The 26,130-nt window shown below is 72.3% G+C and carries 25 protein-coding genes; 22 read left to right on the forward strand and 3 right to left on the reverse strand.

Going from position 1 to position 26,130, the window contains the following annotated elements; all coding sequences use genetic code 11:
* The first annotated feature begins 6 nt into the window (after positions 1-6).
* From thiD to OG417_RS16755, 4 genes are all read left to right on the forward strand, one after another.
* Positions 7-795, forward strand: a complete 789-nt coding sequence (gene thiD, locus OG417_RS16740; RefSeq protein WP_329256433.1) for a bifunctional hydroxymethylpyrimidine kinase/phosphomethylpyrimidine kinase — start codon at positions 7-9, stop codon at positions 793-795.
* Between the two features lie 126 nt (positions 796-921).
* On the forward strand, positions 922-2,844 hold the full coding sequence (locus OG417_RS16745; RefSeq protein ID WP_329256436.1) for a CHAT domain-containing protein: 1,923 nt from the start codon (positions 922-924) through the stop codon (positions 2,842-2,844).
* Positions 2,841-2,981, forward strand: a complete 141-nt coding sequence (locus OG417_RS16750) for a hypothetical protein (protein ID WP_329256438.1) — start codon at positions 2,841-2,843, stop codon at positions 2,979-2,981. The genes OG417_RS16745 and OG417_RS16750 overlap by 4 nt, the downstream gene beginning before the upstream one ends.
* Positions 2,982-2,988: 7 nt before the next feature.
* A complete protein-coding gene (locus tag OG417_RS16755; RefSeq protein ID WP_329256440.1) occupies positions 2,989-3,699 on the forward strand; it encodes a hypothetical protein in 711 nt (236 codons plus the stop codon).
* 10 nt (positions 3,700-3,709) lie between these two features.
* Here OG417_RS16755 and OG417_RS16760 read toward each other — a convergent pair whose 3' ends face one another.
* A complete protein-coding gene (locus tag OG417_RS16760; protein WP_329256442.1) occupies positions 3,710-4,201 on the reverse strand; it encodes a metallophosphoesterase family protein in 492 nt (163 codons plus the stop codon).
* Between the two features lie 232 nt (positions 4,202-4,433).
* Here OG417_RS16760 and OG417_RS16765 point away from each other — a divergent pair, with 232 nt between their 5' ends.
* On the forward strand, positions 4,434-5,741 hold the full coding sequence (locus OG417_RS16765; protein ID WP_329256444.1) for an aspartyl protease family protein: 1,308 nt from the start codon (positions 4,434-4,436) through the stop codon (positions 5,739-5,741).
* A gap of 328 nt (positions 5,742-6,069) precedes the next feature.
* On the opposite strand, the gene rpmB is transcribed toward OG417_RS16765, so the two are convergent.
* The gene (rpmB, locus tag OG417_RS16770; RefSeq protein WP_329256446.1) at positions 6,070-6,267 is read right to left on the reverse strand and encodes a 50S ribosomal protein L28; all 198 of its coding nucleotides are present in this window, start codon (positions 6,265-6,267) and stop codon (positions 6,070-6,072) included.
* A 230-nt stretch (positions 6,268-6,497) separates the two neighbouring features.
* Here rpmB and OG417_RS16775 point away from each other — a divergent pair, with 230 nt between their 5' ends.
* From OG417_RS16775 to OG417_RS16790, 4 genes are all read left to right on the forward strand, one after another.
* Positions 6,498-8,141, forward strand: coding sequence for a DAK2 domain-containing protein (locus OG417_RS16775; protein WP_329256448.1), 1,644 nt, complete (start codon positions 6,498-6,500; stop codon positions 8,139-8,141).
* 93 nt (positions 8,142-8,234) lie between these two features.
* Positions 8,235-10,424 (forward strand): ATP-dependent DNA helicase RecG, encoded by a 2,190-nt coding sequence (gene recG, locus OG417_RS16780; protein WP_329256450.1) that lies wholly within the window; start codon positions 8,235-8,237, stop codon positions 10,422-10,424.
* A 173-nt stretch (positions 10,425-10,597) separates the two neighbouring features.
* Positions 10,598-11,197, forward strand: a complete 600-nt coding sequence (locus tag OG417_RS16785) for a HEAT repeat domain-containing protein (RefSeq protein WP_329256452.1) — start codon at positions 10,598-10,600, stop codon at positions 11,195-11,197.
* Positions 11,198-11,335: 138 nt separating this feature from the next.
* Positions 11,336-11,914, forward strand: a complete 579-nt coding sequence (locus tag OG417_RS16790) for a hypothetical protein (protein ID WP_329256454.1) — start codon at positions 11,336-11,338, stop codon at positions 11,912-11,914.
* 220 nt (positions 11,915-12,134) lie between these two features.
* Here OG417_RS16790 and OG417_RS16795 read toward each other — a convergent pair whose 3' ends face one another.
* Positions 12,135-12,794 (reverse strand): hypothetical protein, encoded by a 660-nt coding sequence (locus OG417_RS16795; protein ID WP_329256456.1) that lies wholly within the window; start codon positions 12,792-12,794, stop codon positions 12,135-12,137.
* 233 nt (positions 12,795-13,027) lie between these two features.
* On the opposite strand from OG417_RS16795, the gene rsmD reads away from it, so the two are divergent.
* From rsmD to ftsY, 13 genes are all read left to right on the forward strand, one after another.
* A complete protein-coding gene (gene rsmD, locus OG417_RS16800; protein ID WP_329256458.1) occupies positions 13,028-13,594 on the forward strand; it encodes a 16S rRNA (guanine(966)-N(2))-methyltransferase RsmD in 567 nt (188 codons plus the stop codon).
* A gap of 28 nt (positions 13,595-13,622) precedes the next feature.
* Positions 13,623-14,102, forward strand: a complete 480-nt coding sequence (coaD, locus tag OG417_RS16805) for a pantetheine-phosphate adenylyltransferase (protein WP_329256460.1) — start codon at positions 13,623-13,625, stop codon at positions 14,100-14,102.
* A gap of 156 nt (positions 14,103-14,258) precedes the next feature.
* A complete protein-coding gene (locus OG417_RS16810) occupies positions 14,259-14,843 on the forward strand; it encodes a YceD family protein (RefSeq protein ID WP_329256462.1) in 585 nt (194 codons plus the stop codon).
* A 1-nt stretch (position 14,844) separates the two neighbouring features.
* Positions 14,845-15,021: a 50S ribosomal protein L32 gene (rpmF, locus tag OG417_RS16815; protein ID WP_285569124.1), complete on the forward strand. Its 177-nt coding sequence runs from the start codon at positions 14,845-14,847 to the stop codon at positions 15,019-15,021.
* A gap of 218 nt (positions 15,022-15,239) precedes the next feature.
* Positions 15,240-15,956, forward strand: coding sequence for a ribonuclease III (gene rnc / locus OG417_RS16820; RefSeq protein WP_329256465.1), 717 nt, complete (start codon positions 15,240-15,242; stop codon positions 15,954-15,956).
* Positions 15,957-15,980: 24 nt separating this feature from the next.
* Complete coding sequence (mutM, locus tag OG417_RS16825; protein WP_329256467.1) at positions 15,981-16,835, forward strand: bifunctional DNA-formamidopyrimidine glycosylase/DNA-(apurinic or apyrimidinic site) lyase; 855 nt, start codon at positions 15,981-15,983, stop codon at positions 16,833-16,835.
* Between the two features lie 334 nt (positions 16,836-17,169).
* Positions 17,170-17,448 (forward strand): acylphosphatase, encoded by a 279-nt coding sequence (locus tag OG417_RS16830; protein WP_329256470.1) that lies wholly within the window; start codon positions 17,170-17,172, stop codon positions 17,446-17,448.
* A 167-nt stretch (positions 17,449-17,615) separates the two neighbouring features.
* Positions 17,616-17,813: a hypothetical protein gene (locus tag OG417_RS16835; protein ID WP_285569113.1), complete on the forward strand. Its 198-nt coding sequence runs from the start codon at positions 17,616-17,618 to the stop codon at positions 17,811-17,813.
* A gap of 504 nt (positions 17,814-18,317) precedes the next feature.
* On the forward strand, positions 18,318-21,974 hold the full coding sequence (smc, locus tag OG417_RS16840; protein WP_329256472.1) for a chromosome segregation protein SMC: 3,657 nt from the start codon (positions 18,318-18,320) through the stop codon (positions 21,972-21,974).
* Between the two features lie 428 nt (positions 21,975-22,402).
* On the forward strand, positions 22,403-22,804 hold the full coding sequence (locus OG417_RS16845) for a globin domain-containing protein (protein WP_329256475.1): 402 nt from the start codon (positions 22,403-22,405) through the stop codon (positions 22,802-22,804).
* A gap of 123 nt (positions 22,805-22,927) precedes the next feature.
* Entirely contained in the window at positions 22,928-23,983 is a 1,056-nt protein-coding gene (locus OG417_RS16850; RefSeq protein ID WP_329256477.1) for a globin domain-containing protein, read from the forward strand.
* Positions 23,984-24,035: 52 nt separating this feature from the next.
* Positions 24,036-24,689 carry a DivIVA domain-containing protein gene (locus OG417_RS16855; RefSeq protein WP_329256479.1) on the forward strand — a complete coding sequence of 218 codons (654 nt, stop codon included), beginning with the start codon at positions 24,036-24,038 and terminating at the stop codon, positions 24,687-24,689.
* Positions 24,690-24,722: 33 nt separating this feature from the next.
* The gene (gene ftsY / locus OG417_RS16860; protein WP_329256481.1) at positions 24,723-25,868 is read left to right on the forward strand and encodes a signal recognition particle-docking protein FtsY; all 1,146 of its coding nucleotides are present in this window, start codon (positions 24,723-24,725) and stop codon (positions 25,866-25,868) included.
* Positions 25,869-26,130 lie beyond the last annotated feature (262 nt).

Genomic DNA, 26,130 nt, shown 5'->3' on the forward strand with positions numbered 1-26,130 from the left:
TGGCCCATGACTCCTCCTCGCGTGCTGACGATCGCCGGATCCGACTCGGGCGGCGGAGCGGGCATCCAGGCCGACCTCAAGACGATGCTCGCCCTCGGCGTGCACGGCATGAGCGTCATCGCGGCGGTCACCGCCCAGAACTCCCTCGGCGTCCAGGGCTACTGGGAGCTCCCGCCCGAGGCCGTGCGCGCCCAGCTCGACTCCGTGCTCTCCGACATCGGCGCCCAGGCCGTGAAGACCGGGATGCTCGCCTCGGCCGTTCTGGTCGAGACGGTGGCCGCCGCGCTGGCGGAGGTGACCGTACCGGTCGTCGTCGATCCCGTGGGCGTCTCCAAACACGGTGACGCGCTCCTGGCGCCGGACGCGCTGGGCGCGGTCCGTACGGAGCTTCTCCCGCTCGCGACGGTCGTCACCCCGAACCTCTGGGAGGTCGAGCAGCTCACCGGCGTCAAGGTCGTCGACGAGAGCGGCCTGCGCGAGGCGGCCGAGGCCGTACGCGCGCTCGGGCCGCGGTGGGCGCTCATCAAGGGCGGTCACCTGCCCGGAGAGCCGGTGGACCTGCTGTTCGACGGCACGCGCGAACACCGGTTCGCGGCCGAGCGGCACGACAACCGGCACACGCACGGCACCGGCTGCACGCTCGCCTCGGCCATCGCCTCGTATCTGGCGCTCGGCCACGACGTGGTGAGCGCGGTGGGGCTGGCCAAGGAGTACGTCACCGGGGCGATCGAGCACGGGTTCCCGCTCGGCGCCGGCATCGGCCCCGTCGACCACGGCTGGCTCCAGCGCCGCTGACGGGTCGTACGCACCGGGGCGCGCGGCCTTCTGCGGTCAACCGGTCACGGTGCGCGGTCTGCCGTGGTTGGATTCGCGCGGAGGAGGGGTTTCCTCGTGCTTCGGATCTCTGTGTTAGTCGTTCTCGTGATCGTGGCGGTCGCCGTCGCGTTCGCGTGGTACCTGCGCCGGCGGCGGTACCGGCGAGCCGTCCTCGGCCGCGAAGCCGCGGACGGGTATCACGCCCAGGCCGCGCGCGAGCGGCCGAGGCACCGCGAGACGTGGCCGCAGTGGTCGCAGCCTCAGCCGCCGCAGCCGGCATGGGAGCACTTCCCGTACCCACCGACACCACAGCAGCCCAATGACGCGGGGGCCGACTACGAGGACTACGGGAACCCCTGGGGCTACGAGGCGCCGGCCGAACCGCACGAGAGCGAGGACGACGGGTACGCGAAGTCGCCGCCGACGACCGCCCCGCCGCCGGGCCCCCTGGCTTCGCCGCCGAGCACGCGATCGGAACCGCCACCCCGCTCGCACGACGACGGGACGATGGCCGCGCCGGACCTGGACTGGTTGCTCGAAGGTCCGTACCGAACCGACTCACGTGACCCCGCGCCGAGCTCTGCCCGCTACCTGTCCGCCGACTTTCCGGCGCGGGTCCCGGCCGGCGACGTGGCCAGCCTGATCGTGCGGATCCGCCTCGACCCCGCCCAGGGCGGGCAGGTCGCCCCGCTCAAGGCGCTGCGCGTGCCGCCACAGGGCATGCCGCTGAACATCGTGGCGCAACCGTCGCCGGGCCTGGTGCCGCTCGACCGTCTCGACCGTCAGGTGGTCCTGCCCTACGACGGCGACTCCGAGCCGGTGCGGTTCTTCTTCGAGGCGCGGACGCTCGGTCTGCACCGGGTGAACATCACCGTGTGGGCCGGCGGCACGTTCGCGGGCGAGCTGACCGCCGAGGTCTCGGCCGAGGCACGGGTCGCGGCCACGCCCCGGGGCGCCTACACCGCCTCGCTCGGCCGGCTGGAGCCGACGCCGGGCGAGGCGACTCTGCAGGTCCGGCGCGCGGCCGGGGGTTACATGTTCCAGCTGATGACGCCGCACAACCTCTATCCGCCGGTCACCGAGAGCCTCGCCGGCGACCCGGCGGGCGCGGTCGAGCGGACCGTCGCGACGTTGCAGAGCCTGGCGTCGGGCCGCAGCGGGTACTCCGGCCCCGCGGCGGGGCTGTGGCTGCGGGAGGCCGGCGTCTCGCTGTGGAACCAGATGGTGCCGCAGGTCGTCAAGGAGCAGTTCTGGGAGCAGCGGAGCCGCATCCGGTCCTTCAACATCGCCACCGACCAGGACATCGTCCCGTGGGAGCTGCTGTACCCGCTGTCTCCGACCGAGGACGAGGGTTTCCTGGTCGAGCAGTTCCCGGTGATGCGCCGGGTCTACGGGCAACAGCGGGTCGCGGCGATCTCGCTGCGGCCGGCCGCGTTCGTCCTGGCCCGCGACGCGCCCGCCGAGGCGCACGCGGAGGTCAGCGTGATCAACCAGCGTCTACGCGCCGCCCTGGGCACCGGCAACGGCACGCTGGTCGACGGCGTGCAGAGCCTGCTGGAGCTGATCAACTCCGGAGAGGCCGGGCTCCTGCACTTCGCCTGCCACAACCGGTTCGACGTGTCGGGCGGCGGCTCGTCCGTGGCGATGGCGGACGGCGACTTCACCCCGATGATGCTGACGAGCGCCGCGACCGGGCACACGCTGGCCACCGGACCGCTGGTCTTCCTCAACGCCTGCCGCAGCGCCGGCGCGGTCTATGAGTACACCCGGTCCATGGGCTGGGCGAGCGGCTTCATGGCCGCCGGGGCCGGCGCGTTCGTCGGCACGCTGTGGGCGGTGCCGAGCCGCCCGGCGCGGGAGTTCGCCGAGGCGTTCTACGCGGCCTGCCTGGACGGGGCTCCCCTCGGCCAGGCGGTGAAGATCGCGCGTGCCGCGATCCGGAGACCCGGTGACCCCACCTGGCTCGCCTACACCGCGTACGGAGACCCGGACGCGACGGTCGCGGCCGGGTCATACTTCAGCCCATGAGCGCCGAGCCCAAGATCGGAGATGTCCGGTTCTCCGACTCCGGAGAGATCGAAGTGTTCGACGGCACGGCCTGGGGACCGTACCGGCAGATTCCCGATGACGCCGGGGTCGTCCTGCGGGACCGGGCGGAGGAGTAGACGACGCGTGGGTGAGGACGCGGAACGACCGCAGGCGAGCGTGCCGGCGCCGCGTGTGCCGGGGCCGGCGGACGCCGTCGCCGACATGCGGACGACCGCCCGGTGGACGATCGCCGCGGCGGCGGGCGTGGGTGCGCTGCTGCTCGGCGGCGCACCGCTGACGGCCATCGGGAAGATCTCCGGCGCGGGCGAGGCGGTCCTGGCGTTCGCCGGGCTCGTGGTGGCGCTGGGCGGCGTGGGGTGGGGGATCTGGCAGACCGGGGAGGCGCTGATGCCCCGCGTCGCCACGCTCGACGATCTCGACGATCCGGCCCTCGCCGACCTGCGCGCGACGATCGCCCGCGACCCGTCGGCGTTCTACGGCCCGTTCGGCACGAGCGGAGCGGACCTGCGGAAGGCCGTCGCCTTCCACGGCACGGTCGCGGCCAACCTCGCCGTCACCGCGGCGGCCGAGACCGATCCCGTACGCGTGCGCCTGCTGGACCAGGCCCTCGCCGACGCCCGTGCCAACACCGAGGCGGCACGCCGGCTCCAGGACCGGCTGCTGGAGTTCGTCCTCGCGTGGAAGGTGCGCGCGGCCGTACGCCGCGCTCGCCTGCACACCCTGGCCGCCGCGGCGGTGATCGCACTCGGCGCCGTACTGTTCCTCGGCGCCACCCACGACGCGGACGCCGACCGTCCCGCCCACCCGGCCCCGAGCCCGAGCGCGGCGCGCTGAGCCGGCGGCGTCAGGTCACCGGCACGATCTCGGCGGTCAGGAGGCGGCCGTCCTCGACGTGGAGCAGCCCGATCGTGCCGTGCGGCTGGCGGCGGCGGTCGGTGGGGGAGCCGGGGTTGAAGATGCGGACGCCGTCGCCGGTCTCGTCCAGCGGGATGTGGGAGTGACCGAAGACGACCAGCGCCGCGCCGGGGAACCTGCGACGCATCCGCGCGGTCCGCCGGGCGGCCGGGCCACTGTCATGGATCATCGCCGTCGGCAGCCCGTCGAGGTCGAACTCCAGCGTCTCCGGCGCGCCCCAGGCGGCGACCTCCGGCCCGTCGTTGTTCCCGAGCACCACCTTCACCGGCGCGTACGCGGACAGCTCGTCGAGCACCGAGGGAACGCACACGTCACCGGCGTGCAGAATCAGATCCGCGCCGCGCAGGTGTTCGGCCACCGCAGGCGGACACCCCCGCCACCGCCGGGGTGCGTGCGTGTCGGAGATCGCCACCACTCTCACGCTCCCATCCTGCCCCGTACGAGCGGAACCACCGACCGGGGACCGGGAAGATCACCGGCGGCCGCGGGCCGGTTCCTCGATGCCGGGGACCGGGGGGCTATCGCGGGCGTATCGAAAACCGCATACGTCACCGCAACGCTCTTGCGTTTTCAGTGGAGGCACGGACCACAGCGGTCTGTGCCGAGGCCATGGTGTCCCGGCTTCGAAATGTGATCATGAAGAGGAGAAGACCGTGGCTGAGGGCGGAGAATGGGACCGGCGGTCGCTGCTCCGGGGCGCCGTCGTGGTGGCCGGTGCCGCCGCGGCCGCGCCGCTGCTGGGCAAGGCGGCCACGGCGCGAGCCGACAGCAGCAGTGACGCGGACGCGCTGTTCAGGTCCGGCAGGTTCGAGGAGGCCGGCCGCGCGTACGAGGAGATCCTGAAAACCGACCCTACGAACCTGAACGCGGCCCGCGGGCGGGGCTATGTCGGGCTACTGAGCAACCGGTTCCCCGAGGCCGAGAAGTTTCTCACGATGGCCCTCAAGCTCTCGCCCAGCGACAAGGACACCAACAAGCTGCTGGGCGACTGCTACATCCGGCAGGACAAATACTCCCTCTCCGTACCGTGCTGGCGGGCGACCGGCGACGAAGGCTACGCCGAATGGTTCGGGGCACTCAGCGGCGAGACGTATCAGATCGACGGCGACCTCGCGGAGCTGCCATTTCAGCAGATGGACCCGGAACCGCTGGTCGAGGTCTCGGTCAACGGCGGACCGACGAAGAACTTCACGTTCTACACCGGCTCCCCGTGGTTGCAGATGACCGCGACGACCGCCAAGGAGGCCGGGCTGGACCCCGTGTACAAGCAAAAGAGCGACTTCGAAGGCCAGGCCATCTGGGCCTACTACGGGGTGCTGGAGTCGTTCAAGCTGGGCGCCATCGAAGTGCGCAACGTGCCGGTGGCGTGGTCGGAGTTGGAGTCGGGCGGAGATGTACCCCCGGTGACCAACGACGGCATGATCGGCACGTGGTTCTTCTACCACTTCCTGACCACCTTCGCCTACGCGGGCCGGTCGCTGATCCTGCGCCGCCCGACCTCCGCGACGGCCAAGAGGGTACGCGCCGACGCCCAGCGGGCGGGCGCCGAGCCCCTGCCGCTGTGGCTGGCCTTTGACCACATGGTGCACAGCACGGGCAGCATCGAGGACTCCGGCACACGGATCATGGCCGTGAACCTCGGCGGAAACGGCGAGACCGTCGCGGGCATGCCCGGAGAAACGGCCGAGCAGTTCGGAATCCGCACCGACACCGACCGCCCGCTCGAGACCGCCGCCCACAGCCACCCGGTCGTCGCCTACCCCTGCTACCCGAAGGAGGTCCGCCTCGGCGACGCCGTCGCCAAGGAGGCCTACTGCACCGTGACCTCGCAGATGGCGCTCACCCAGCCCTGGGGGATCGACGTGTGGGGCCACCTGTCCCACTGCTTCTACAAGCCGTACAACGTCACCCTCGACTTCACCACGATGAACCTCTACATCGCCCGCGGCCAAGCCGGCTGACAGGTCTGCCCGGTTTCCGGCCGCGACCAGCTGGTCCTGGTGCTGACGGGAGCCCCAGTGCCTTCGGCCCGGTGTCCAGGCAGGGCCTCGGAGAAACGGTCCCCGCCCGCCTCGGGGGGCTCACCCCACTTCTATTGTCAAGCGCGGGGCTCCGCGGGCGGAAGGTCCGCGGGGGGCTGTGGACAACCCGGCCGGACGGCGCGGTGGGGGAACACGCGGGAAGCCGGACAACGCCGAACGGCCGGCCCATGTACAGGCCGGCCGTTCGTGCATGCCCGGTGAGAGCAGAATCCGTGGTGGCGCCGCTAGGCGCCGGCGGAACGTGGTGTCAGCGCGCCGTGGGGCGGGTGACCTTGCCCGCCTTGATGCAGGACGTGCACACGTTGATGCGCTTGGTGGTGCGGCCGACGACCGCACGCACCCGCTGGATGTTCGGGTTCCAGCGGCGAGGGGTGCGGCGGTGCGAGTGAGAGACGCGCATGCCGAACCCCGGCCCCTTGCCGCAGACGTCGCAGACGGAAGCCATGGATGCGCTCCAAAGGTTCGAGTGGGATGGCCCGGGATCGGGCGCTCGTCAAAAAGAGGCCCGGACCGAGCCTTCGGTAGAGGATAGCCGACCCCGCCCCCCGCGTGCGAATCGCTGGGTTACCGAAGCCGCCCGGTGTCCGGTAAGTCTAAGGGGATCTTGGCCGTCACGCGGCCGGGCGCAGACCCAACCGGACACCCGTGCGCCGGGCGATGATCATGGGAGGTGGCGTGGGAGACCTTCTGGACGCCGCGGGCGTACGGCGGTGGAGCCGGCTCGCGGCGGACGCCCTGGGCCGTACCCGCGCGGAGATCGACGCGCTCAACGTCTTCCCGGTGCCCGACGGGGACACCGGGACCAACCTCCACCTGACCGTCCTGGCGGCGGCCGAGGCGGTCGAGCGACTGCCCGCCGACGCGGACGCCGCCTCGGTCTGGCGTGCCCTCGCCGACGGCGCGCTGATCGGCGCGCGCGGCAACTCCGGGGTGATCCTCAGCCAGATCCTGCGCGGACTGGCCGAGGTCCTGGGCGGCGGAGGCCGGCCGGCCGAGGCGCTGCGGCACGCCTCGCGGCTGGCCGACCGGGCGGTCGCCCACCCGGTCGAGGGCACGATTCTCAGCGTGCTCCGCGCGGCGGCGGAGGCCTGCCCGGAGGACGGCGCCCCGGGCGCGGTCGCCTGGGCCGTCGCCGAGCACGCGCGCGCCGCGCTCGACGAGACGCCCGCGCAACTCGACGTGCTGGCCCGGAGCGGGGTGGTGGACGCGGGCGCGGCCGGGCTCTGCGTCATCCTCGAGACGCTCGCCGCCGTCGCCGGCGAGGAGTTCCCCCAGTCGTACGCGGTGCCGCGCCGCACGGCGCCCGGCGAGACGTCCGGCGAGACGGCGGCCTGCGAGCCCGGGAGCACGCCGGCCGGCGGCGCGTACGAGGTGATGTTCCTCCTCGACGCCGGCGAGGAGGCCGTGGCGGAACTGCGGGCCGAGCTCGACCGGCTCGGCGACTCCCTCGTCGTGGTCGGCGGCGACGGGCTGTGGAACGTCCACGTGCACACCGACGACGCGGGCCCGGCGATCGAGGCGGCCGTCCGGGCGGGCCGTCCCCACGGCATCCGCGTCACCTACCTGCGGGCGGAGGTGGACCGGCACGCGCGCACCACCGGGCGCGGCGTCGTGGCGGTGACCCTGGGCGGTGGGCTGACCGCCCTGTTCGAACAGCACGGCGCCCGTACCGTACGCCGTGAGGCCGGCGGCCCGCCGTCGCTGGAGGAGCTGATCGCCGCGATCGTCCAGGCCGGTGACGAGGTCGCCGTGCTGCCGGGCGACCCGTCGGTCCTCGCGGTCGCCGAGGCGGCGGCCCGGCGCGCGCGGGAGGACGGCGTGCGCGTGGCGGTCATCCCGTCGCGCGCGTCGGTCCAGGGGCTCGCCGCACTGGCCGTCCACGACCCGCTGCGGCGCTTCGACGACGATGTGATCGCCATGACGAGCGCGGCGGGCGCCACGCGGTTCGGCCGGCTCGAGACGGCGGAGGAGGAGGCCGTGACGAGCGCGGGCATCTGCCGCGCCGGCGACACGCTCGGGCTGATCGAGGGCGACGTGGCCGTCATCGGCACCGATCCGGCGGACGTGGCCACGCAGGTCGTGGACCGGATGCTGTCGGGCGGCGGAGAGCTCGTCACGCTGATCACCGGCGAGCCGGCCGGCGACCGCCCCTCCGGCCCCGGCGACCGCATCTCCACGCCCCACGACCGTCTCTCCGGGCCCCGTGGCGGCCTCGCCGGTGTCGTACGGGAGCATCTGCGCGGGCACCGGCCGGACGTCGAGGTCGTCGTGTACGAAGGAGGGCAGGAGCGCTACCCGCTCCTGATCGGCGTGGAGTGACCGCGCCTCCGTACGGCGGGTGGGGAACGTCACGGGCCCGGAGCCGGTAGAACTGTCGGTACCTGGCTGTTGGATGGCTGGAGGAAGGGTTCCGTGACGACACTCGAGCAGCCACTGGTCAAGGCGGTGGGGGCCAAGGCGGCCAAGAAGCTCGCCGCCCTCGACCTGGAGACCGCCGGTGATCTGCTGCGCCACTATCCCCGGCGCTATGCCCAGCGCGGCGAGCTGACCGACCTCGACAGCCTCGCCGAGGGTGAGTACGTCACGGTCCTGGCCGAGGTCCAGAAGGTCCAGGGGCGCAAGATCAGTAAGAGGCCCGGAAACCTGCTCGAGGTCACCGTCACCGACGGCCGCGGCCTGCTCACCCTCACGTTCTTCGGCAAGGGCGCCTACGTGCCCGAGCGCGAGCTGCCGCCGGGCACACACGGGCTGTTCGCCGGAAAGGTGACGTTCTTCGGCTCCGGCCGCAACGCCAAGCGGCAGCTCGTCCACCCGGAGTACAAGCCGCTCGCCGGGGGTGACCTCGCCGGCGCGGCCCGCGAGTTCGCCGAGGAGTTGATCCCCGTCTACCCGGCGGCCAAGGGAGTGACCTCCTGGCAGATCGCCGACTGCGTGCGCATCCTCCTCGACACCGCCGAACTCGGCGACGACGCCCTGCCCGAGCACGTGCGCAGGCGCCACCGGCTCATCGGGCTGGCCGACGCCTACCGCGGCATCCACCGGCCGCGCGACATGGCCGAGGCGGGCCGGGCGCGCAAGCGGCTCAAGTGGGACGAGGCGTTCGTGCTGCAGACCGCGCTGGCCCAGCGGAGGCGCGCGGCGGCCGAGCTGGCCGCGACCCCCCGGCCACCGGCCGCCGAGGGCCTGCTCGCCGCGTTCGACGAGCGGCTTCCGTTCGAGCTCACCGAGGGCCAGCGCGCCGTCGGCGACGAGATCGCGGCCGACCTGGCCCGCACCCACCCGATGCACCGGCTGCTCCAGGGCGACGTCGGCGCGGGCAAGACGGTCGTGGGCCTGCGCGCGATGCTCCAGGTGGTCGACTCGGGCGGGCAGGCGGCCCTGCTCGCGCCGACCGAGGTGCTGGCCCAGCAGCACCACCGCTCGATCGTCGCGATGCTCGGGCCGCTCGCCCAGGCCGGGCAGCTCGGCGGCGCCGAGCACGCCACGCGCGTCGCCCTGCTGACCGGCTCGCAGGGGGCCAAGGCGCGCCGCGAGGCCCTGCTCGACGCGGCCTCTGGGGCGGCCGGCATCGTCGTCGGCACGCACGCGCTGCTCCAGGAGCACGTGCAGTTCGCCGACCTGGGGCTCGTCGTGATCGACGAGCAGCACCGCTTCGGCGTCGAGCAGCGCGACGCGCTGCGCGAGAAGGCCACCGGCGGGCGCCCGCACGTCCTCGTCATGACCGCGACGCCGATCCCGCGCACCGTCGCGATGACCGTCTACGGCGACCTGGACACCTCGGCGCTGACCCAGCTGCCCGCCGGCCGTTCGCCGATCGCCACGCACGTCGTGCCGTCCGCCAACCGCGCCTACTGGAACCGCGCCTGGGAGCGCATCCGCGAGGAGGCCGCCCAGGGGCGTCAGGCGTACGTCGTGTGCCCGCGCATCGGCGACGAGGAGGCGCCCGCGCCGGAAGACGTCCCGGAGGAGGACGGCGAGGACGCCCGCCGACCGCCCCTGGCGGTGCTCGACGTCGCGCCCAAGCTGAGCGAGGGTCCGCTCCACGGCCTGCGGATCGACGTGCTGCACGGCCGGATGCACCCGGACGAGAAGGACGCGGTGATGCGCCGGTTCGCGGCGGGAGAGCTGGACGTCCTGGTCGCCACCACCGTGATCGAGGTCGGCGTCGACGTGCCCAATGCCACGGTCATGGTCGTCATGGACGCCGACCGGTTCGGGGTCTCCCAGCTCCACCAGCTGCGCGGCCGGGTCGGGCGTGGCCGGCACGCGGGCCTGTGCCTGCTGGTCACCGACGCCGTGGAGGAGTCCAAGGCCCGCGAACGCCTCGACGCGGTCGCCTCGACGCTGGACGGGTTCGCGCTGTCGCGCATCGACCTGGAGCAGCGGCGCGAGGGCGACGTGCTCGGCGAGAGCCAGTCCGGCCGGCGGTCGAGCCTGCGGCTCCTCACGCTGTTGCGCGACGAGGAGATCATCAAGGAGGCCCGTGCCGAGGCGACCACGCTCGTCGAGGACGATCCGGAGCTGCGGGGCCATCCCGCGCTGGCGGCCGAGCTGGCCGCGCTCGTCGACGAGGAACGCGCGGAGTACCTCGAGAAGACCTGAGTTTCCCTACCTAACTGGTTGACATTGAAGGGATTGTCCTCCAGGATCGAAGCCGTGTACCGGAGGGCTTTGCTGATCGCGCGGCTCCACGTCGACCTGGGACGGCAGGCCGGCGCGCTGTGTCGCCGGTGATCGCCCCGCGCCCGATCGCCGCCTCAGCTCCGGAGGACCCTGTGACCGTCATCGACCTGCCCGCGAACGAGCCCGCCCTCAGCGAGGAGACCGGCAACGCGCTGGCCCGCGCGCTCGCCGACCCCGACCCCGGCGTACGCCGCGCCGCCGCCGACGCCCTCATCGACGAGCGCGAGGTGCTGATCGGCGAGGAGGGCGTCCGCGCGCTCGTGGACGCGAAGGCGAACGGCCCCGACCCGTACGTCCGCGCCGTCGCCGCCGAACTGGTCCGTGCCATGCGCGCCGCCGCCTGGGAGATCTACACCCAGGCCCTGACCCGCGAGGACGGCGCCCGCGCCGAGACCGTCCGCGGCCTCGTCGTGCTGCGCGCCGCCACCGAGCTGGCGGAGATGGCCCTGACCGACCCTGACTGGCGCGTGCGCCGGCGTGCCGTCGCCGCGCTCGGCGGCCTGGACGGCCGCGACGCGATCGGCCCGCTGACGAGTGCGCTGGAAGACGAGATCGTGTCCGTCCGCCGGGCCGCGGTGCGGGCGCTGGGCGCCTGGGCGGCGGACCGCCACTACGCCCGGACGGCGCTCACCGCCGCCCTGAACGACCCGGACGCGGGCGTGCGCACCGAGGCGCGCTGGGCCCTGGCCTGACGGCCGCTTCCCCCGGCGGTCAGGCGGCGCGGCAGCTGCCCCAACGCCGCTCGCGACGCGCGGGGACGGTGAGACGAGCCTCTGCGATCACGGCGCGGGGCGTGGCAGGGGAGGGACGGTTGCCGATACCCTCCCGCAGTGGAGCACAAGAGCGACTTCCGCCTCCCCGTCGCCGCCGCGCCCGCGTACCTGACCGCCACGATCGCGGCCGTGTCGGCCGCCGGGGCTCTCGTCGTCCTGGTCATGGTGGGGTACCTGCTGGCCACGATGAACCGGCTCTCCCGCGAACCCTCCACCACGCTCGTGTTCGTCTTCTTCCCCGTGCTCGCCTTCGGGCTGCTCGCCTCCGCGGCCGTGATGGCGCTGCTCGCCCGCGGCGAGTTCCGGCTGCTGCGCAACCCTCCCGTCTTCACCACCGACGGCGTACGGCTGCGGGTCTTCGCCCGCCGCGGCTACGACGTGTTCGTCCCCTGGGATCGCGTGGCGCGCCTGCGCATCGCCGACCAGGGACCCCGGCCGTTCCTGGTGGTGGACGTGCCCGGCGCCGAGGACCTCGTCGGCGGCGACCCCGGCAAGACCGAGCGCCTGCGCCGGACCGCCGAGCGGTTCGAGGGAGCCGCCTTCGTGTACGGGCTGCGCGGCGCCCTCATCCACGCCGAGGACCTGGACGCGGTCGTCGACCGGCTCAGCGACGGGACCGTCGCCCTCGACTACTGAACCGCGCTGAGGAGCGGACCGTCGGTCATCGGTCCGAGCCTCGGGTCCGGTGGAGCGCGCCCGGAGGTGGTCGGCGCCCTGCGGCCGGCGCTCGTGCCGCCGGCCGGTCTTGAGCCGTCACCCGGCCCATGCGCCTTCGCCGTGCGGGCCGCCGCCGTCCGCCCGCCGGAACGCCGGAGGGCGTCCCCGCGCGCACGCGGGAACGCCCTCCGGTCGTTCGTCAGGCGTCGCGGCCGAACCGGAACCGGGAGCCGGCGATGCCGGCCGCTCCGGTCAGCACGGCGGCGGCGCCCAGCAGCGCGAGCACCCCGATCGGGCCGCCGGTGAACGGCAGGGAGTCGCCGGCCACGGTCAGTGAGCTCGCGGCGGCCTCGGCGGCGCCGGGCGGGGCCGCCTGCGGCGGCGTGGGGTTGCCGACCGGCGGGGCCGGCGGCGGCGTCGGCGGGCCGGGCGGGATCGGGTTCGGCGGCGCCGGCACCGGTCCGCACTGCTGCGGCGGGTGGGCGCACAGGTGGAGGCTCACGTTCGCCTTGACGCCGTCCGTCGACGCCTTGACGGACGCCTTCACCCCCGCCTTCACCTCCGGCGCGGAGCGGCCGGGCGACTCGCCGCCGCCGGACCGCTGCGGGGCGCCCAGGCGCACATGCACCGGAAGGTTCACCCGGAGGGCCGGCTTGGAGGAGCTTCGCGTGCCGGACGTCGTCTGCTTGACCACCCCGTCGACGGTCTTGGTCACGCCGTCGACGGTCTTGCCCAGCGTGCCGGGCAGGTCGAGGGAGAGGTTCGGCCCGCCGGTGTCGGCCTGGGCCATGCCGCTCATGGCGGTGAAACCCAGGACCGTCACGCCGGCGGTCGTGGCCAGTCTCGTGCGTTTTCGCATACAGGAATCTCCAGGTCGGGAGGGCCGTCCGCGAGGTGACGCCCCCATCACCGCTTGTCTCGGGAAGGGAGGCCCGAGGAGCGCCTGCCGTACGGTCAGCGATTAGTTTGTCACGACAAGTAGCTTTTTGAAATTGTTTGACGGCGATCTGTCAATAATTCACAGCGCTCTGTGGCCGACACCGAGGGGGCCGAGCGGACAGGGCGGCCGGTCCGCTGGGCCACACTGAGTGCGTGACCCGAGTCATCGCAGGAACCGCCGGCGGCCGGCGGCTCTCCGTGCCCACCGGCCGCGACACCAGGCCCACCAGCGACCGCGCGCGGGAAGGGCTGTTCGCGACCGTCCTCTCGCTGCTCGGCGACCTCGACGGCCTGCGGGCGGCCGACCTGTACGCCGGGTCGGGCGCGGTCGGGCTGGAGGCCCTGTCCCGCGGTGCCGCCCACGTGCTCCTCGTCGAGTCGTCGCCGCGGGCCGCCAAGGCGATCAGGGCCAACGTCGAGGCGCTCGGCCTCCCCGGCGCCGAACTCGTCACCGACCGGGTCGAGCGGGTGCTGCGCCGGCCTCCGGCGGAGCCGTACGACCTGGTCTTCGCGGACCCCCCGTACGCCGTGACCGACGACACGGTGACGCGCATGCTCGAGGCGCTGCGCGACAACGGCTGGCTCACGCCCGGCGCCCTCGTCGCCGTCGAACGCGCCACCCGGGGGGCGCCTGTCACCTGGCCGTCCGGGTATACCGAGGACAGGGCCCGTCGTTACGGCGAAGGCACGCTTTGGTACGGTCACGCCGCAGGCCACTGACGACTTCCTTGCAGAGGGGATCCACCTCGTGCGCCGTGTTGTCTGTCCGGGTTCCTATGACCCCGTCACCAATGGACATCTCGACATCATCAGCCGCGCGTCGCGCCTCTATGACGAGGTCGTCGTCGCCGTACTCATCAACATCTCCAAGAAGAGTCTCTTCACCGTAGAAGAACGCGTCGAGATGATCGGCGAGGTCACGAAGGAGTACGGCAACGTCGCCGTCGAGAAGTTCCACGGGCTGACCGTCGACTTCTGCCGCGAGCGCAGCATCCCGGTGATCGTCCGGGGTCTGCGCGCGGTCAGCGACTTCGACTACGAGCTGCAGATCGCCCAGATGAACCACCAGATGGCCGGCGTCGAGACGATGTTCATGGCCACCAACCCGCTCTACTCCTTCCTGTCATCCAGCCTGGTCAAGGAGATCGCGCAGTACGGTGGAGACGTGTCCGGGCTGGTGCCCGAGCCGGTGCAGCGGCGGCTCGCCCGTCGTTTCGCGGAGTCCTGACCGGGCGTCCGGTACGAAGCGCGGGAGGCCGGCCGGCGGTCGCTTCCGATCCTCGTCGGAAGAGTCATGACCGGCCGGTGCCGCGGCCGAGTTGGGGATGAGGGCCCGGGTTCGGTAATCTAACCAATCGACCTTGCCCGACGGCGGTGATGCGCCATGCCTCACGGAAGCAGGAACGACCTGACACGCATCGATCCCCGCGACCCCTTCGTGATCGACACGCGAGCTCTGGGCCGCCGGCCGGGGTCGATGCGCAAGGATTCCCACACCGTGCCGGCTCCGGCGGATCTCGGCGTCGAGATGGTCGGTGTTCCCGAGGGCGCCGACGTCGAGCTGGACATCCGGCTCGAGGCGGTGTTGGAGGGCGTACTCGTCACGGGTACGGCGCGGGCCCCTCTCTCCGGAGAGTGCGCGCGCTGCCTGGACCCGCTCACCTCGTCGATCGAGGTGGAGTTCCAGGAGCTTTATGTCTACGACGACACTCGCTCCGGCGAGAACGCCGAAGACGACGAACGCCGTCTCGAGGGAGATCTGATCGATCTCGAGCCGGTCGTCCGGGACGCGATGGTGCTCGCACTGCCGCTGTCCCCGCTGTGCCGGGACGACTGTCCCGGGCTGTGCTCGGACTGCGGGGTCCGGCTGGCCGACGCCGAGCCGGATCACCACCACGACGCCGTCGACCCCCGGTGGGCGGCATTGCAGGGCATGTTGGATCAACGACAAGAAGACCAGGAGGGCTGACGTGGCCGTACCCAAGCGGAAAAAGTCGCGCAGCAACACGCGGCACCGTCGCTCGCAGTGGAAGACCCAGGCGCCCACGCTCGTGCGCTGCCCGCAGTGCCGCGACGAAAAGCTGCCGCACACCGCGTGCCCGACCTGCGGCACCTACAACCGCCGTCAGGTCATCGACGTGGCCTGAGAGACCGCCCGGAGCCCTCTCCCGAGGGTTCGGACCGTCTCTGACGACGTTCTCGGGGGCGGCGGAGCGCCGCCCCCGCCCGTCTCGCGACGAAGAGTCGCCCGAGGCCGTGGCGGACGCCGGGGGTCGACCCGGCGTGCACCTCGTCCTCGCGGAATCTTCCGCGGAGGAAACACCGTGAATACTGTCAGTGCCGCCTCCCACACGGGGAGGACCGCATGAAGCCCGACCACTCGGTGACCGACCGCAGCGCGCTCGAGGCCGCGCTCGGCGTGGCCCCGGATCCCGCGCTGCTCGAACGCGCCCTGACGCACCGCTCGTTCGCGTACGAGAACGGCGGTCTGCCGACCAACGAGCGCCTGGAGTTCCTCGGCGACTCGGTGCTCGGCCTCATCGTCACCGACACCCTGTTCCGCGGCCACCCGGACCTGCCGGAGGGCCAGCTCGCCAAGCTGCGCGCCGCCGTGGTCAACATGCGGGCGCTCGCCGGCGTCGCCCGCCAGCTCGACCTCGGCGCCTACATCCGCCTCGGGCGCGGCGAGGAGGGCACCGGAGGCCGCGACAAGGCCTCGATCCTCGCCGACACGCTCGAGGCCGTGATCGGCGCGGTCTACCTCGACCAGGGCCTGAAGGCCGCCGACGCGCTCGTCCACCGGCTCTTCGACGCCCTGATCACCCGCTCGGCCAGCCTCGGCGCCGGACTCGACTGGAAGACCTCGCTGCAGGAGCTGACCGCCACCGAGGAGCTCGGCGTGCCCGAGTACCACGTGGAGGAGAGCGGCCCGGACCACCAGAAGAGCTTCCGTGCCGTCGTCTCGGTCGGCGGCGTGGAGTACGGCCGTGGCGAGGGGCGGTCGAAGAAGGAGGCCGAGCAGCAGGCGGCCGAGGCGGCGTGGAACGCGATCCGTGAGCGGTCCGCGGCCCGCCCCGAGTGACGCTTCTCGTGGAGGAGGCCCCCGTTGCCCGAACTCCCTGAGGTCGAGGTCGTACGCCGGGGCGTCGAACGCTGGGTGGCCGGGCGGACCATCGAGTCCGCCACCGTCCTGCACCCGCGCGCGGCCCGGCGTCACGCCGAAGGCCCCGCCGACCTCGCCGCCCGCCTCACCGGCCGTCTCGTCTCCGGCGCGTGCCGACGCGGCAAGTACCTCTGGCTGCCGGTCGGCGAAGACGAGTCGCTCCTGGCCCACCTGGGCATGAGCGGCCAGCTGATCGTCGGCGAGCCGGACCGGCCGTACGAGAAGCACCTGCGGGCGCGGTTCACCTTCACCGACGGCGGGGCGGACCTGCGGTTCATCGACCAGCGCACGTTCGGGCACCTCATGCTGACCGAGATGGCCGACGGCGTGCCCCAGCCGATCGCGCACATCGCCCCCGACCCGCTGGAGAAGGCGTTCGACGAGGAGACGTTCTTCCGCGCGCTGCGGAGGCGCCGCACGGGTCTCAAACGCGCGCTGCTCGACCAGTCGCTGATCAGCGGCGTCGGCAACATCTACGCGGACGAGTCGCTGTGGCGGGCCCGGCTGCACTGGGCCCGCCCCACCGAGACGCTGGGCCGCCCGGAGGCGACGCGCGTGCTGGCGGCCGCACGCGAGGTCATGGAGGCCGCACTCCTGGCGGGCGGAACATCGTTCGACAGCCTGTACGTCAACGTCAACGGCGAGAGCGGCTACTTCGACCGATCACTCAACGTGTACGGGCGCGAGGACGAGCCCTGTCCACGCTGCGGAAGCCCGATCCGGCGCGACGCCTTCATGAACCGCTCCTCCTACACCTGCCCCACCTGTCAGCCCCGCCCCCGCCGGGCGCGCTACTGATCACCGGAAGCGCTTAAGAGCCCGCGCGGATAGGGACTGCGCTACTGCGCGGCGTTCGCTACGCGCGCCCCTATCCGCGCGGGCTCTAAGACGGCTTCCGGGCGGTCCGGTACGGGCGTCCGGGTCCGGTCACGAGGCCCCGGCTGGACGGGTTGCCCTGGTTCGTCCCGAGTGCTACTCGGCGGTCCGTGTTGACCGGCCGTTCGGTCGGCACCGCGCTCCGGCCGGCGAAAGCGCCGGTCAGACGGGTGCCCGGGATCGTTCCAAACCGTTGTCGCGCCCCGGCTGCGCCCGTGCGTGATCGGCTCCGCCGGCGCGACTAGGATCCCGGAGCGTGGAGGAGCAGACACGGCTGACCGCGTGGGTCCGCGGTCGCGTCCAGGGCGTCGGGTTCCGCTGGTGGGTACGTTCCAGGGCGCTTGAGCTGGGGCTCAGGGGCTCGGCGAGCAATCTGACGGACGGGCGCGTCGAAGTGATCGCCGAGGGGCCGCGAGCGGCATGTGACGATCTGCTCGAGATGTTGCGCGGCGGCCGCACTCCCGGAATGGTCACGGGCGTCGTCGAACGATGGACCGAGCCCCGTGGGGATCTTCACGGGTTCATCGAACGCTGATCGTCCCCGGAAGTCTGCTAAACTCGGATAGACAGGTTGTTACGCGTCTGTGACATCCGTCTTGACCGGCTCTCTCGCCGGTGCGACCCTAGTTGTTACGCGCATCTATTCGGCTCTCATGTGCGCGATCATTCCTGCTGGTCACTCAGCGTGGAGGACCCTTAATCATGGCGAAGGCTCTACTCGGCCACGTCGGCGGTCCGGACCCCCGCATGGTTGCGGAGATGCGGCGCCTTCAGCAACGTGTCCGTGACCTGGAGGCCGAGCTCGTACGGCTCCAGACCGAGAACGACGCGCTCGCGGCGGTTGCTGACAACGAAGTCATGGCGCTCAGCGCCAACGACCGTGAACCGGCGCTGACCTAGAGGTCAGGCTGCTCCGTAAAAGGGACGTCGATCATGACGTCCCTTTTTGTTGCCCGGGCATCGGCGGTGGCCGCCCGCTTTCCAAGCTTCTTCCCCGTCTCGTGCGGGGAGGCAATCAGTTCGGAAATATATGTGTGATCACGATCTTCCCAGGTCAGGTCGCTGTCCGGCCGCTAGGTGAATTCTCCCGGCGCGGTGGGGCAAGGGAAATGTGGCGCCGCGAGAGATGTCCGGGCAAAGATTGACCCTTTTTCGCCCCGCGGCGCGAGGCGCCGTACGCCGGGCCGCTGCCCGGCGGGGCGTTCGAGCGGGGCGGGGGAGCCGCGCGGCCGGGGCGGTTTCGCGCGGAGCCCCGCGAAACACGAGGGTTCGTGGCACATTTGGGGATGTCAGATGCCGGTGCGGCGGCTTCCGGCCGGTATGGTGCGCAGGGGCCGGCCGCGGTGACCCCTCGCAGAGCTCCCGGGCCGTGCCGCGCCGGGCGGGGAAAGGATCGGTGGACGCTTGTACTTGAAGAGCCTCACGCTGCGTGGCTTCAAGTCCTTCGCGTCCTCGACCACGCTGCGTCTCGAACCCGGCATCACGGCCGTCGTCGGGCCCAACGGCTCGGGGAAGTCCAACGTCGTCGACGCCCTCGCCTGGGTGATGGGCGAGCAGGGCGCCAAGTCGCTGCGCGGCGGCAAGATGGAGGACGTCATCTTCGCGGGCACCTCGTCGCGCCCGCCGCTCGGCCGGGCCGAGGTCCTCCTCACGATCGACAACACCGACGGTGCCCTGCCGATCGACTACACCGAGGTCACGATCAGCCGGCTGATGTTCCGGTCGGGGCAGAGCGAGTACGCCATCAACGGCGACACCTGCCGCCTGCTCGACGTCCAGGAACTGCTGTCCGACTCCGGCATCGGCCGTGAGATGCATGTGATCATCGGCCAGGGCCAGCTCGACCGGGTCCTGCACTCCGGGCCGGAGGGCCGCCGCTCCATGGTCGAGGAGGCGGCCGGCGTCCTCAAGCACCGTAAGCGCAAGGAGAAGGCCCTTCGCAAGCTCGACGCGATGCAGGCCAACCTCACGCGCGTCCAGGACCTCACCACCGAGCTGCGCCGCCAGCTGAAACCCCTGGGCCGCCAGGCCGAGATCGCCCGCAGGGCCGCCGTCATCCAGTCCGACCTGCGCGACGCGCGCGTACGCCTGCTGGCCGACGACCTGGTGACGCTCAGCGGCCGGCTCAAGCAGGAGGCCGTCGACGAGGCCGCCGTACGCGAGCGGCACATCGCCGTCGAGGAGGCCCTCGCCGCCGCCCAGCAGCGTGAGGCGGCGCTGGAGGCCGAGGCGGCCGAGCAGGCGCCCGTGCTGGCCCGTGCCCAGGAGACCTGGTACTCCCTGTCGTCCCTGCGCGAGCGGCTGCGCGGCGTCGGGGAGGTCGCCGCCGAGCGCCACCGCCACGCCACCGAGGCGCAGGAGGACGACCGCCGGGGCCGCGACCCGGAGGACATGGAGCGCGAGGCCGCGGAGGTCGCCGAGCAGGAAGAGGTCCTCGCCGCGCGGCTGGAGGCGGTCGAGGAGACGCTCGCCGAGGCCGTACGAGAGCGGTCGGAGGCCGAGTCGGCGCTGGAGATGGAGGAGCGCCGCCTGCAGGCCGCCGCGCGCGCCGCCGCCGACCGGCGGGAGGGCCTGGCCCGGCTGCGCGGCCAGGTCGGCGCGCTGGACAGCAAGATGCAGGCCACCGAGGCGGAGATCGGCCGGTTGAGCGAGGCGCGGGCCGCCGCCGAGGAGCGCGCTCAGATCGCCGAAGAGGAGTACTCCTCCCAGAACACCCAGGCGGAGGAGGACCCCGAGCTGGCGGCCGAGCACGAGCGCGCCCAGGAGGTCCTCGAACAGGCCAAGGAGTCCGCCGAACAGGCGCGCGAGGCCGTCGAGGCGCCCCGCCGGGCCGTTCGCGAGGCGCACGAGCGCGTCGGCGCGGCCCGTGGCGCCGACCAGGCCGCGCAGAAGGAGGCGACCGCGCTGCAGGCGCGGGTCGAGGCGCTCGACCTGACCCTCGGCAGCGCGGCGGACGGGGGAGAGGCACTGCTCGCCGCCGGTCTCGACGGCGTCCTGGGCACGCTCGCGTCCCTCCTGTCCGTCGAACCCGGCGCCGAGGTCGCGATCGCCGCCGCTCTCGGAGCCGCGACCGAGGCCGTCGCCGTCGACTCGCTCGACACCGCCGAGTCCGCCCTGACCCGGCTGCGCGCCGACGACGCGGGCCAGGCCGGTCTCGTGGTCGGCGACGGGCCCGAAACCAAGCTCGCGGACGTCCCGCTGCCGGACGGCGTCCGGCGCGCCACCGACCTGATCACCGCGGCGGAGTCCGTCCGCTCCGCCGTGCACCACCTCCTCGCCGACGTCGTGGTCGTCGACGACCTGGCCGCCGCCGCCGCGCTCGTACGCCGGGCGCCGGAGCTGCGGGCGGTCACGCGCGAGGGCGACCTGTTCGGCGCGCACTGGGCCCTGGGCGGGGGCGGCGGCCGGCAGAGCGCGCTGCAGATGCGCGCCGCCCGCGACGAGGCCGCCGAGCGGCTCGCGGCGGCGCGTGAGAAGGCCGAGGGGACCGCCGAGGCGCTCGAGGAGGCCGTGGAGGCCGAGCAGCGGGCCCAGGCGGTGCTGGAGGCGGCCCAGGCCGCCGTCGGCGAGGCGCAGACGGGCGTGAGCCGCGCGCAGGCGGCCCTCGACCGCGTACGCGCCCGGCTCCGCGAGGCGGCCGCCGAGGCCGCGCAGGAGGCCAGGCACGTCGCCGGGCTCCAGGCCGCGGCCAAGGCCGCCCGGCAGGAGGCCGAACGTCTCTCCGCGTCCGTACGGGCCGCGGAGGAGGCACGCGAGCGCGACGCCGAAGAACGCGTCCGGCTGCGCGAGCGGCTGGAGGCCGCCGAGGCCGAGCCGGTCGAGGAGGACGACGAGGCGTCCTTCCGCCGTGACGAGCTCGCCGACCGGTGCCAGGAGCTGCGGTCCGTCGAGATGGAGGCGCGGCTCAACGTCCGTACCGCCGAGGAGCGGGTCAAGGCGATCGAGGGTCGCGCCGACGCGCTGCTGCGCGCGGCGGCGGAGGAGCGCGCCGAGCGCGCTCGCGCAGCCGAACGCCGCGAGCGACGTGCCCGCGACGCCCGTGTCGCGCAGGCCGTCGTCGTCGGCGCGCACCGGGCCCTCGCCCGCATCGAGGTGTCGATCGCCGCGGCCGTCGCCGAGCGCGAGGCCGCCGAGCAGGCGCGTGCCGCCCGCGAGGAGGAGCTGAAGGCCGTCCGCACGCGCGTGCGCGAGCTGACCGGCGAGCACGAGCGGCTCGTCAACGTCGCCCACGGCAGCGAGGTCGCCCGCGCCGAGCGCCGGCTCCGCCTGGAGCAGATGGAGGAGCGGGCGATGGAGGAGTTCGGGCTGGAGGTGGACGTGCTGATCGCCGAGTACGGCCCCGACCAGCTCGTCCCGCCGCCGCCCGACGCGCCCGAGGACGCCGAGCCTCAGCCGTACGACCGTGCCACGCAGGAGAAGCGGGCCAAGCAGGCCGAACGCCAGCTCACCCAGCTCGGGAAGGTCAACCCGCTGGCGCTGGAGGAGTTCGCCGCCCTGGAGGAGCGGCACGCCTTCCTGACCTCCCAGCTGGAGGATCTGAAGAAGACCCGGCGCGACCTGCTCACGGTCGTCAAGGAGGTCGACGAGCGGGTCGAGCAGGTCTTCACCTCCGCGTACGAGGACACCGCGCGGGAGTTCGAGGGGATCTTCTCACGCCTGTTCCCGGGCGGTGACGGGCGCCTGTCGCTGACCGAGCCGGAGGACATGCTGACCACCGGCATCGAGGTGGAGGCCCGGCCGCCCGGCAAGAAGGTCAAGCGGCTGTCGCTGCTGTCCGGCGGCGAGCGTTCCCTGGTCGCGATCGCGTTCCTCGTCGCGATCTTCAAGGCGCGGCCGTCGCCGTTCTACGTCCTCGACGAGGTCGAGGCGGCCCTCGACGACACCAACACCCAGCGTCTGCTGGGCATCTTCGAAGAGCTCCGCGAGTCCTCGCAGCTGATCGTCATCACGCACCAGAAGCGCACGATGGAGGGCGCGGACGCGCTCTACGGCGTGAGCATGCGGGGCGACGGCGTGACCCAGGTGATCAGCCAGCGCCTGCGCGAGCCGGAACCCGCCTGAGCGGCCGAGCCGGAGTCTGTGACTCCGGCCACCCCGTCGAGGTCCACAGCGGGCCGGAGGCCGTCTGGTCGGGCCCTGACTCGCGCGCCCGGCGGGGCTGTGCGAGACCCGATGGGCGGCTCGCCGTCCGGCACCGGCCTGACCGGGACATCTGACACACGCCCCTGACGGTCGAGGTCCGCTCGTGGCGACGATTGGCCCGTTCCAGAACTCTCTGACCACGGTGCCTGACACGACGACGGCGCTCCCGGCTCCGTCTCGACGCGTGCGCGACGACGCGTCCTCCCGGCCGTGGCGGTTGACCTGGGTCCTGTCCACCGGTCGCCTCTTTTGTCACACGGATGCGGTTCTCAACCCTGTGTAACGGTTGCGCCGAGTCGTGCGCTTCGTTAGGAATAGACGTCGTTCAACCCGAGAAAGGGCCTCATATGGACGCTCAGCGACTGAAGGATAACTTTGCGCAGGTCGCCGATCACGGTATGGAGGTGGCCGATTACTTTTACGCGGATCTCTTCCAGGGCAACCCTGGCTACCGGTCACTTTTCCCGGCTTCCATGGCGCGTCAGCAGAAGGTTCTCCTGGAGGCGCTTGCGCAGATCGTCGCATGGGTGGACAACACTGAGGAATTGGTTCCCTACCTTCAGCAACTGGGCCGCCGGCATCAGGGATTCGGTATCACCGCCGAGCACTACCTCGAGGTCGGCAACAGCCTCGTCGCGACGCTTCGCTACTTCAGCGGCGACTCGTGGACGCCTGAGCTGGAGAAAGAGTGGACGGCCGCGTACGACGTCGTCTCGGGCGTCATGCTGAAGGCGGGTGGCGAGGGGTAGCGCGCACCCGGCGCCGGTGCCCGGCACCGGCGCCCGCTCGCGTAAGCCGCCCCATCAGGAGAACGTGTGGACGCTCAAGCATTGAAGGATAACTTTGCGCAGGTCGCTCAGCATGGTGACGCTGTGGCATTGTTCTTTTACTCGGATCTATTTCTGCGGAATCCAGGGCTTCGGGAGATGTTCCCGATCGGAATGAATCACCAGCGTGATCGGTTGTTGCACGCACTGGGACGTATCGTTTCTCAGGTCGACAACCTGCCGGAACTCGTTCCTTTCGTTCGTCAGCTCGGTGCCGACCACCGCAAATTCGGGGTCGAGGCGCTGCATTATCCGGAGGTCGGGCAGAGCCTGTTCACTACTCTGCGTTACTTTTCCGGTGCGGAGTGGACCGACACCCTCGCCAAGGACTGGAGCGACGCGTACGGAGTGGTCGCCAAGGTCATGATCGAGGCCGCGGAAGAGGACGCGGCGCAGCGCCCGGCCTGGTGGAACGCCCAGATCGTGACGCACGAACGGCGCCGCTTCGACCTCGCGGTGATGCGAGTGGTGACCGAACGCCCGCTGCCGTTCCTGCCCGGCCAGGCGGTCGCGGTGGAGGTTCCCGCCCGGCCGCGCACGTGGCGGTTCTACTCGATGGCGAACGCACCGCGCCCCGACAACACGATCGACTTCCACGTACGGCTGGTCGACGGAGGGCCGGTGAGCCCCGTCCTGGTGCGCTCGGTCGCCCCGGGTGACCGGCTCAAGCTCGCGTCGCCGGTGGGCACGATGACCTACGACGATCGCTCCGGCCGCGACGTACTCCTCATCGGCGGCAGCACCGGCCTGGCCCCGCTCAAGGCGATCCTCGAACGGATCGCGCAGAGCCCCGCACCGCCGCGCGTCCACCTGTTCTTCGGCTCACGCACGATGGACGGCCTGTACGACCTGGACGACCTGGCCAAGCGGGCGGTGGAGTACCCGTGGCTCACCGTCGTGCCCGCCGTGTCCGACGAGCCCGCGGACGGCGGCGCCGAGCAGGGCACGCTCGCCGACGTCATCGCCCGGCACGGGATCTGGAGAGATCACGACGCGTACGTGTGCGGCTCGCCCACGATGGTGGACGCGACCTCCGACCGCCTCGTACGCCTCGGGCTCGGCAGGGATCGCATCCGGTTCGACAAGTACGCGGACGCATAGGGGGATCCATGACACGCCTTAGTGGTGACTCTCTCCGACGAAGGAGGCCCCAGTGACCTCGCTAGACAATCCCGGCGCTCAGCGTCTCACCCCGGCCGAGCTGCAGACGGCCGACTTCCGGCGTGCCCCGCTCGGCCGGCGGGGCTATGACGAGGACCAGGTCCGCGCCTTCCTCCACGGGGTCGAGCAGGAGCTGGTCCGGGTCCTCAACGAGAAGGCGGCGCTGCAGAACGAGGTCGGCCGGCTGCGCGACCGGATCTCCGGCAGCCCCCAGGGCATCTCGCCGGCGCAGGCCGAGGACGCCCACATGCAGGCCGTGCGCATCCTGTCCACGGCGCAGGAGACCGCCGACCACTATGTCGCCGACGCCCAGCGTTACAGCCAGGAACTGGCCGAGGAGGCGCGGCGCAACCGCGACGAGATCCTCGCCGAGGCCAAGGCGCGGGCCGTGATGGTGCTGGAGGAGGCGCATCGGCAGGCGTCGACCGCGGCCGAGCAGGTCCGGCCGTCCTCCTCCGCACCCCTGTCGGACGACGAACGCCGCAACCTGGAAAGCGAGATCACCTACCTGCGCACCTTCAGCGACGTCTACCGCACCCATCTGCGGTCCTACCTGGAGGCCCTGCTGAAGAACCTCGAGGAATGGGGGAACTCCGAGCACGAGACCATGCCGCCGACCCGCCTGCCGCCGCCCCGCTCTCGCTGACCGGCCCCGGCCTCTGCGAGACTGGGACACGCTATGGAATACCTGATCCTCGCCATCGCGATCGTCGTGGTCGCCGTCGTCGCGGCCGGACTCTTCCTGCTGAGAGGGCGCGGCCGTACGGCTCCGCCGCCGCAGGCGCCGCCGGAGAGCGGTGTCTCACCGGGCGGCACCGCCGTCCTGGAGGAGGACACCGCGACCGTCGAGGCGCCTCCGGTGGAGGTCCCGGCGCCGCCGGTGCCGGAGGTGGAGGTCCCGCCGCCGTCCGCGGGCCGTCTCGTACGCCTGCGTGCGCGGCTGTCCCGGTCGCAGAACGCCCTGGGACGCAGCCTGCTCCTGCTGCTGTCCCGCGACGCGCTCGACGACGACGCGTGGGAGGAGATCGAGGACACTCTGGTCACCGCGGACGTCGGCGTGGCGCCGTCCCGGCAGATCGTCGAGGACCTGCGCACCAAGGTCAAGGTGCTGGGCTCCCGTGACGCCACCGAGGTGCGCGCGCTGCTCAAGGAAGAGCTGCTGGGCCAGATCGGCAAGGACTGGGAGCGCTCCCTGCGCACCGAGCCGCACGGCGCCCAGCCGGCCGTCATCCTCGTCGTGGGCGTCAACGGCACGGGTAAGACCACGACCTGCGGCAAGCTCGCGCGGGTCATCGTGGGCGACGGCCGTACGGTGCTGCTCGGCGCCGCCGACACGTTCCGTGCCGCCGCGGCCGACCAGCTCCAGACGTGGGGGTCCCGGGTCGGCGCGGAGGTCGTACGCCGGGACGAGGGCACCGACCCGGCGAGCGTCGCCTTCGAGGCGGTCAAGCACGGCATCGCCGCCGGCGTCGACACGGTGATCGTCGACACGGCCGGCCGCCTGCACACCAAGACCGGGCTGATGGACGAGCTCGGCAAGGTGAAGCGGGTGATCGAAAAGCAGGCGCAGGTCGACGAGGTGATCCTCGTCCTCGACGCGACCACGGGCCAGAACGGCCTGCAGCAGGCCCGCGTCTTCGCCGAGGTCGTCGACGTGACCGGCATCGCCCTGACCAAGCTCGACGGCACCGCGAAGGGCGGCATCGTGATCGCGGTCCAGCGCGAGCTGGGCGTGCCCGTCAAGCTCGTCGGCCTCGGCGAGGGGCCCGACGACCTGGCACCGTTCGAGCCGGAGGCCTTCGTCGAGGCGATCCTCGGCGACTGAGCGGGCCTCCGCGTGTACGGGGCGTCTACCTGCGGATTCGGGTATTTTTCCCCGTGTGCCCGGCAGCCTCGGGTGGCATCGTCGTCGGTGGAGGTCATCGGCACGCCGGATACGGCGCCGGCGCCTCCGGGACACCGCGCCGTACGCGGCCGTCCCTCCGGAACCACAGGAAAAGCGGTGGCGCCGTCAACCCCCCCGGCGGCGTCAACGCGTCACGGTGTCGCATCCCCCCCGCGACGCCGTCCCGGCGACGCGGGCCCGG

It is taken from the genome of Actinoallomurus sp. NBC_01490, from assembly GCF_036227085.1.
Classification (GTDB): domain Bacteria; phylum Actinomycetota; class Actinomycetes; order Streptosporangiales; family Streptosporangiaceae; genus Actinoallomurus; species Actinoallomurus oryzae.

What these genes read in the sequence shown, in the direction of transcription:
- OG417_RS16810 (WP_329256462.1), top strand. Translation starts at nt 14,259, where the DNA reads ATGCCTCACGGAAGCAGGAACGACCTGACACGCATCGATCCCCGCGAC.
- rpmB (WP_329256446.1), bottom strand. Translation starts at nt 6,267, where the DNA reads ATGGCTTCCGTCTGCGACGTCTGCGGCAAGGGGCCGGGGTTCGGCATG.
- rnc (WP_329256465.1), top strand. Translation starts at nt 15,240, where the DNA reads ATGAAGCCCGACCACTCGGTGACCGACCGCAGCGCGCTCGAGGCCGCG.
- OG417_RS16835 (WP_285569113.1), top strand. Translation starts at nt 17,616, where the DNA reads ATGGCGAAGGCTCTACTCGGCCACGTCGGCGGTCCGGACCCCCGCATG.
- ftsY (WP_329256481.1), top strand. Translation starts at nt 24,723, where the DNA reads ATGGAATACCTGATCCTCGCCATCGCGATCGTCGTGGTCGCCGTCGTC.
- OG417_RS16795 (WP_329256456.1), bottom strand. Translation starts at nt 12,794, where the DNA reads ATGCGAAAACGCACGAGACTGGCCACGACCGCCGGCGTGACGGTCCTG.
- thiD (WP_329256433.1), top strand. Translation starts at nt 7, where the DNA reads ATGACTCCTCCTCGCGTGCTGACGATCGCCGGATCCGACTCGGGCGGC.
- OG417_RS16845 (WP_329256475.1), top strand. Translation starts at nt 22,403, where the DNA reads ATGGACGCTCAGCGACTGAAGGATAACTTTGCGCAGGTCGCCGATCAC.
- OG417_RS16750 (WP_329256438.1), top strand. Translation starts at nt 2,841, where the DNA reads ATGAGCGCCGAGCCCAAGATCGGAGATGTCCGGTTCTCCGACTCCGGA.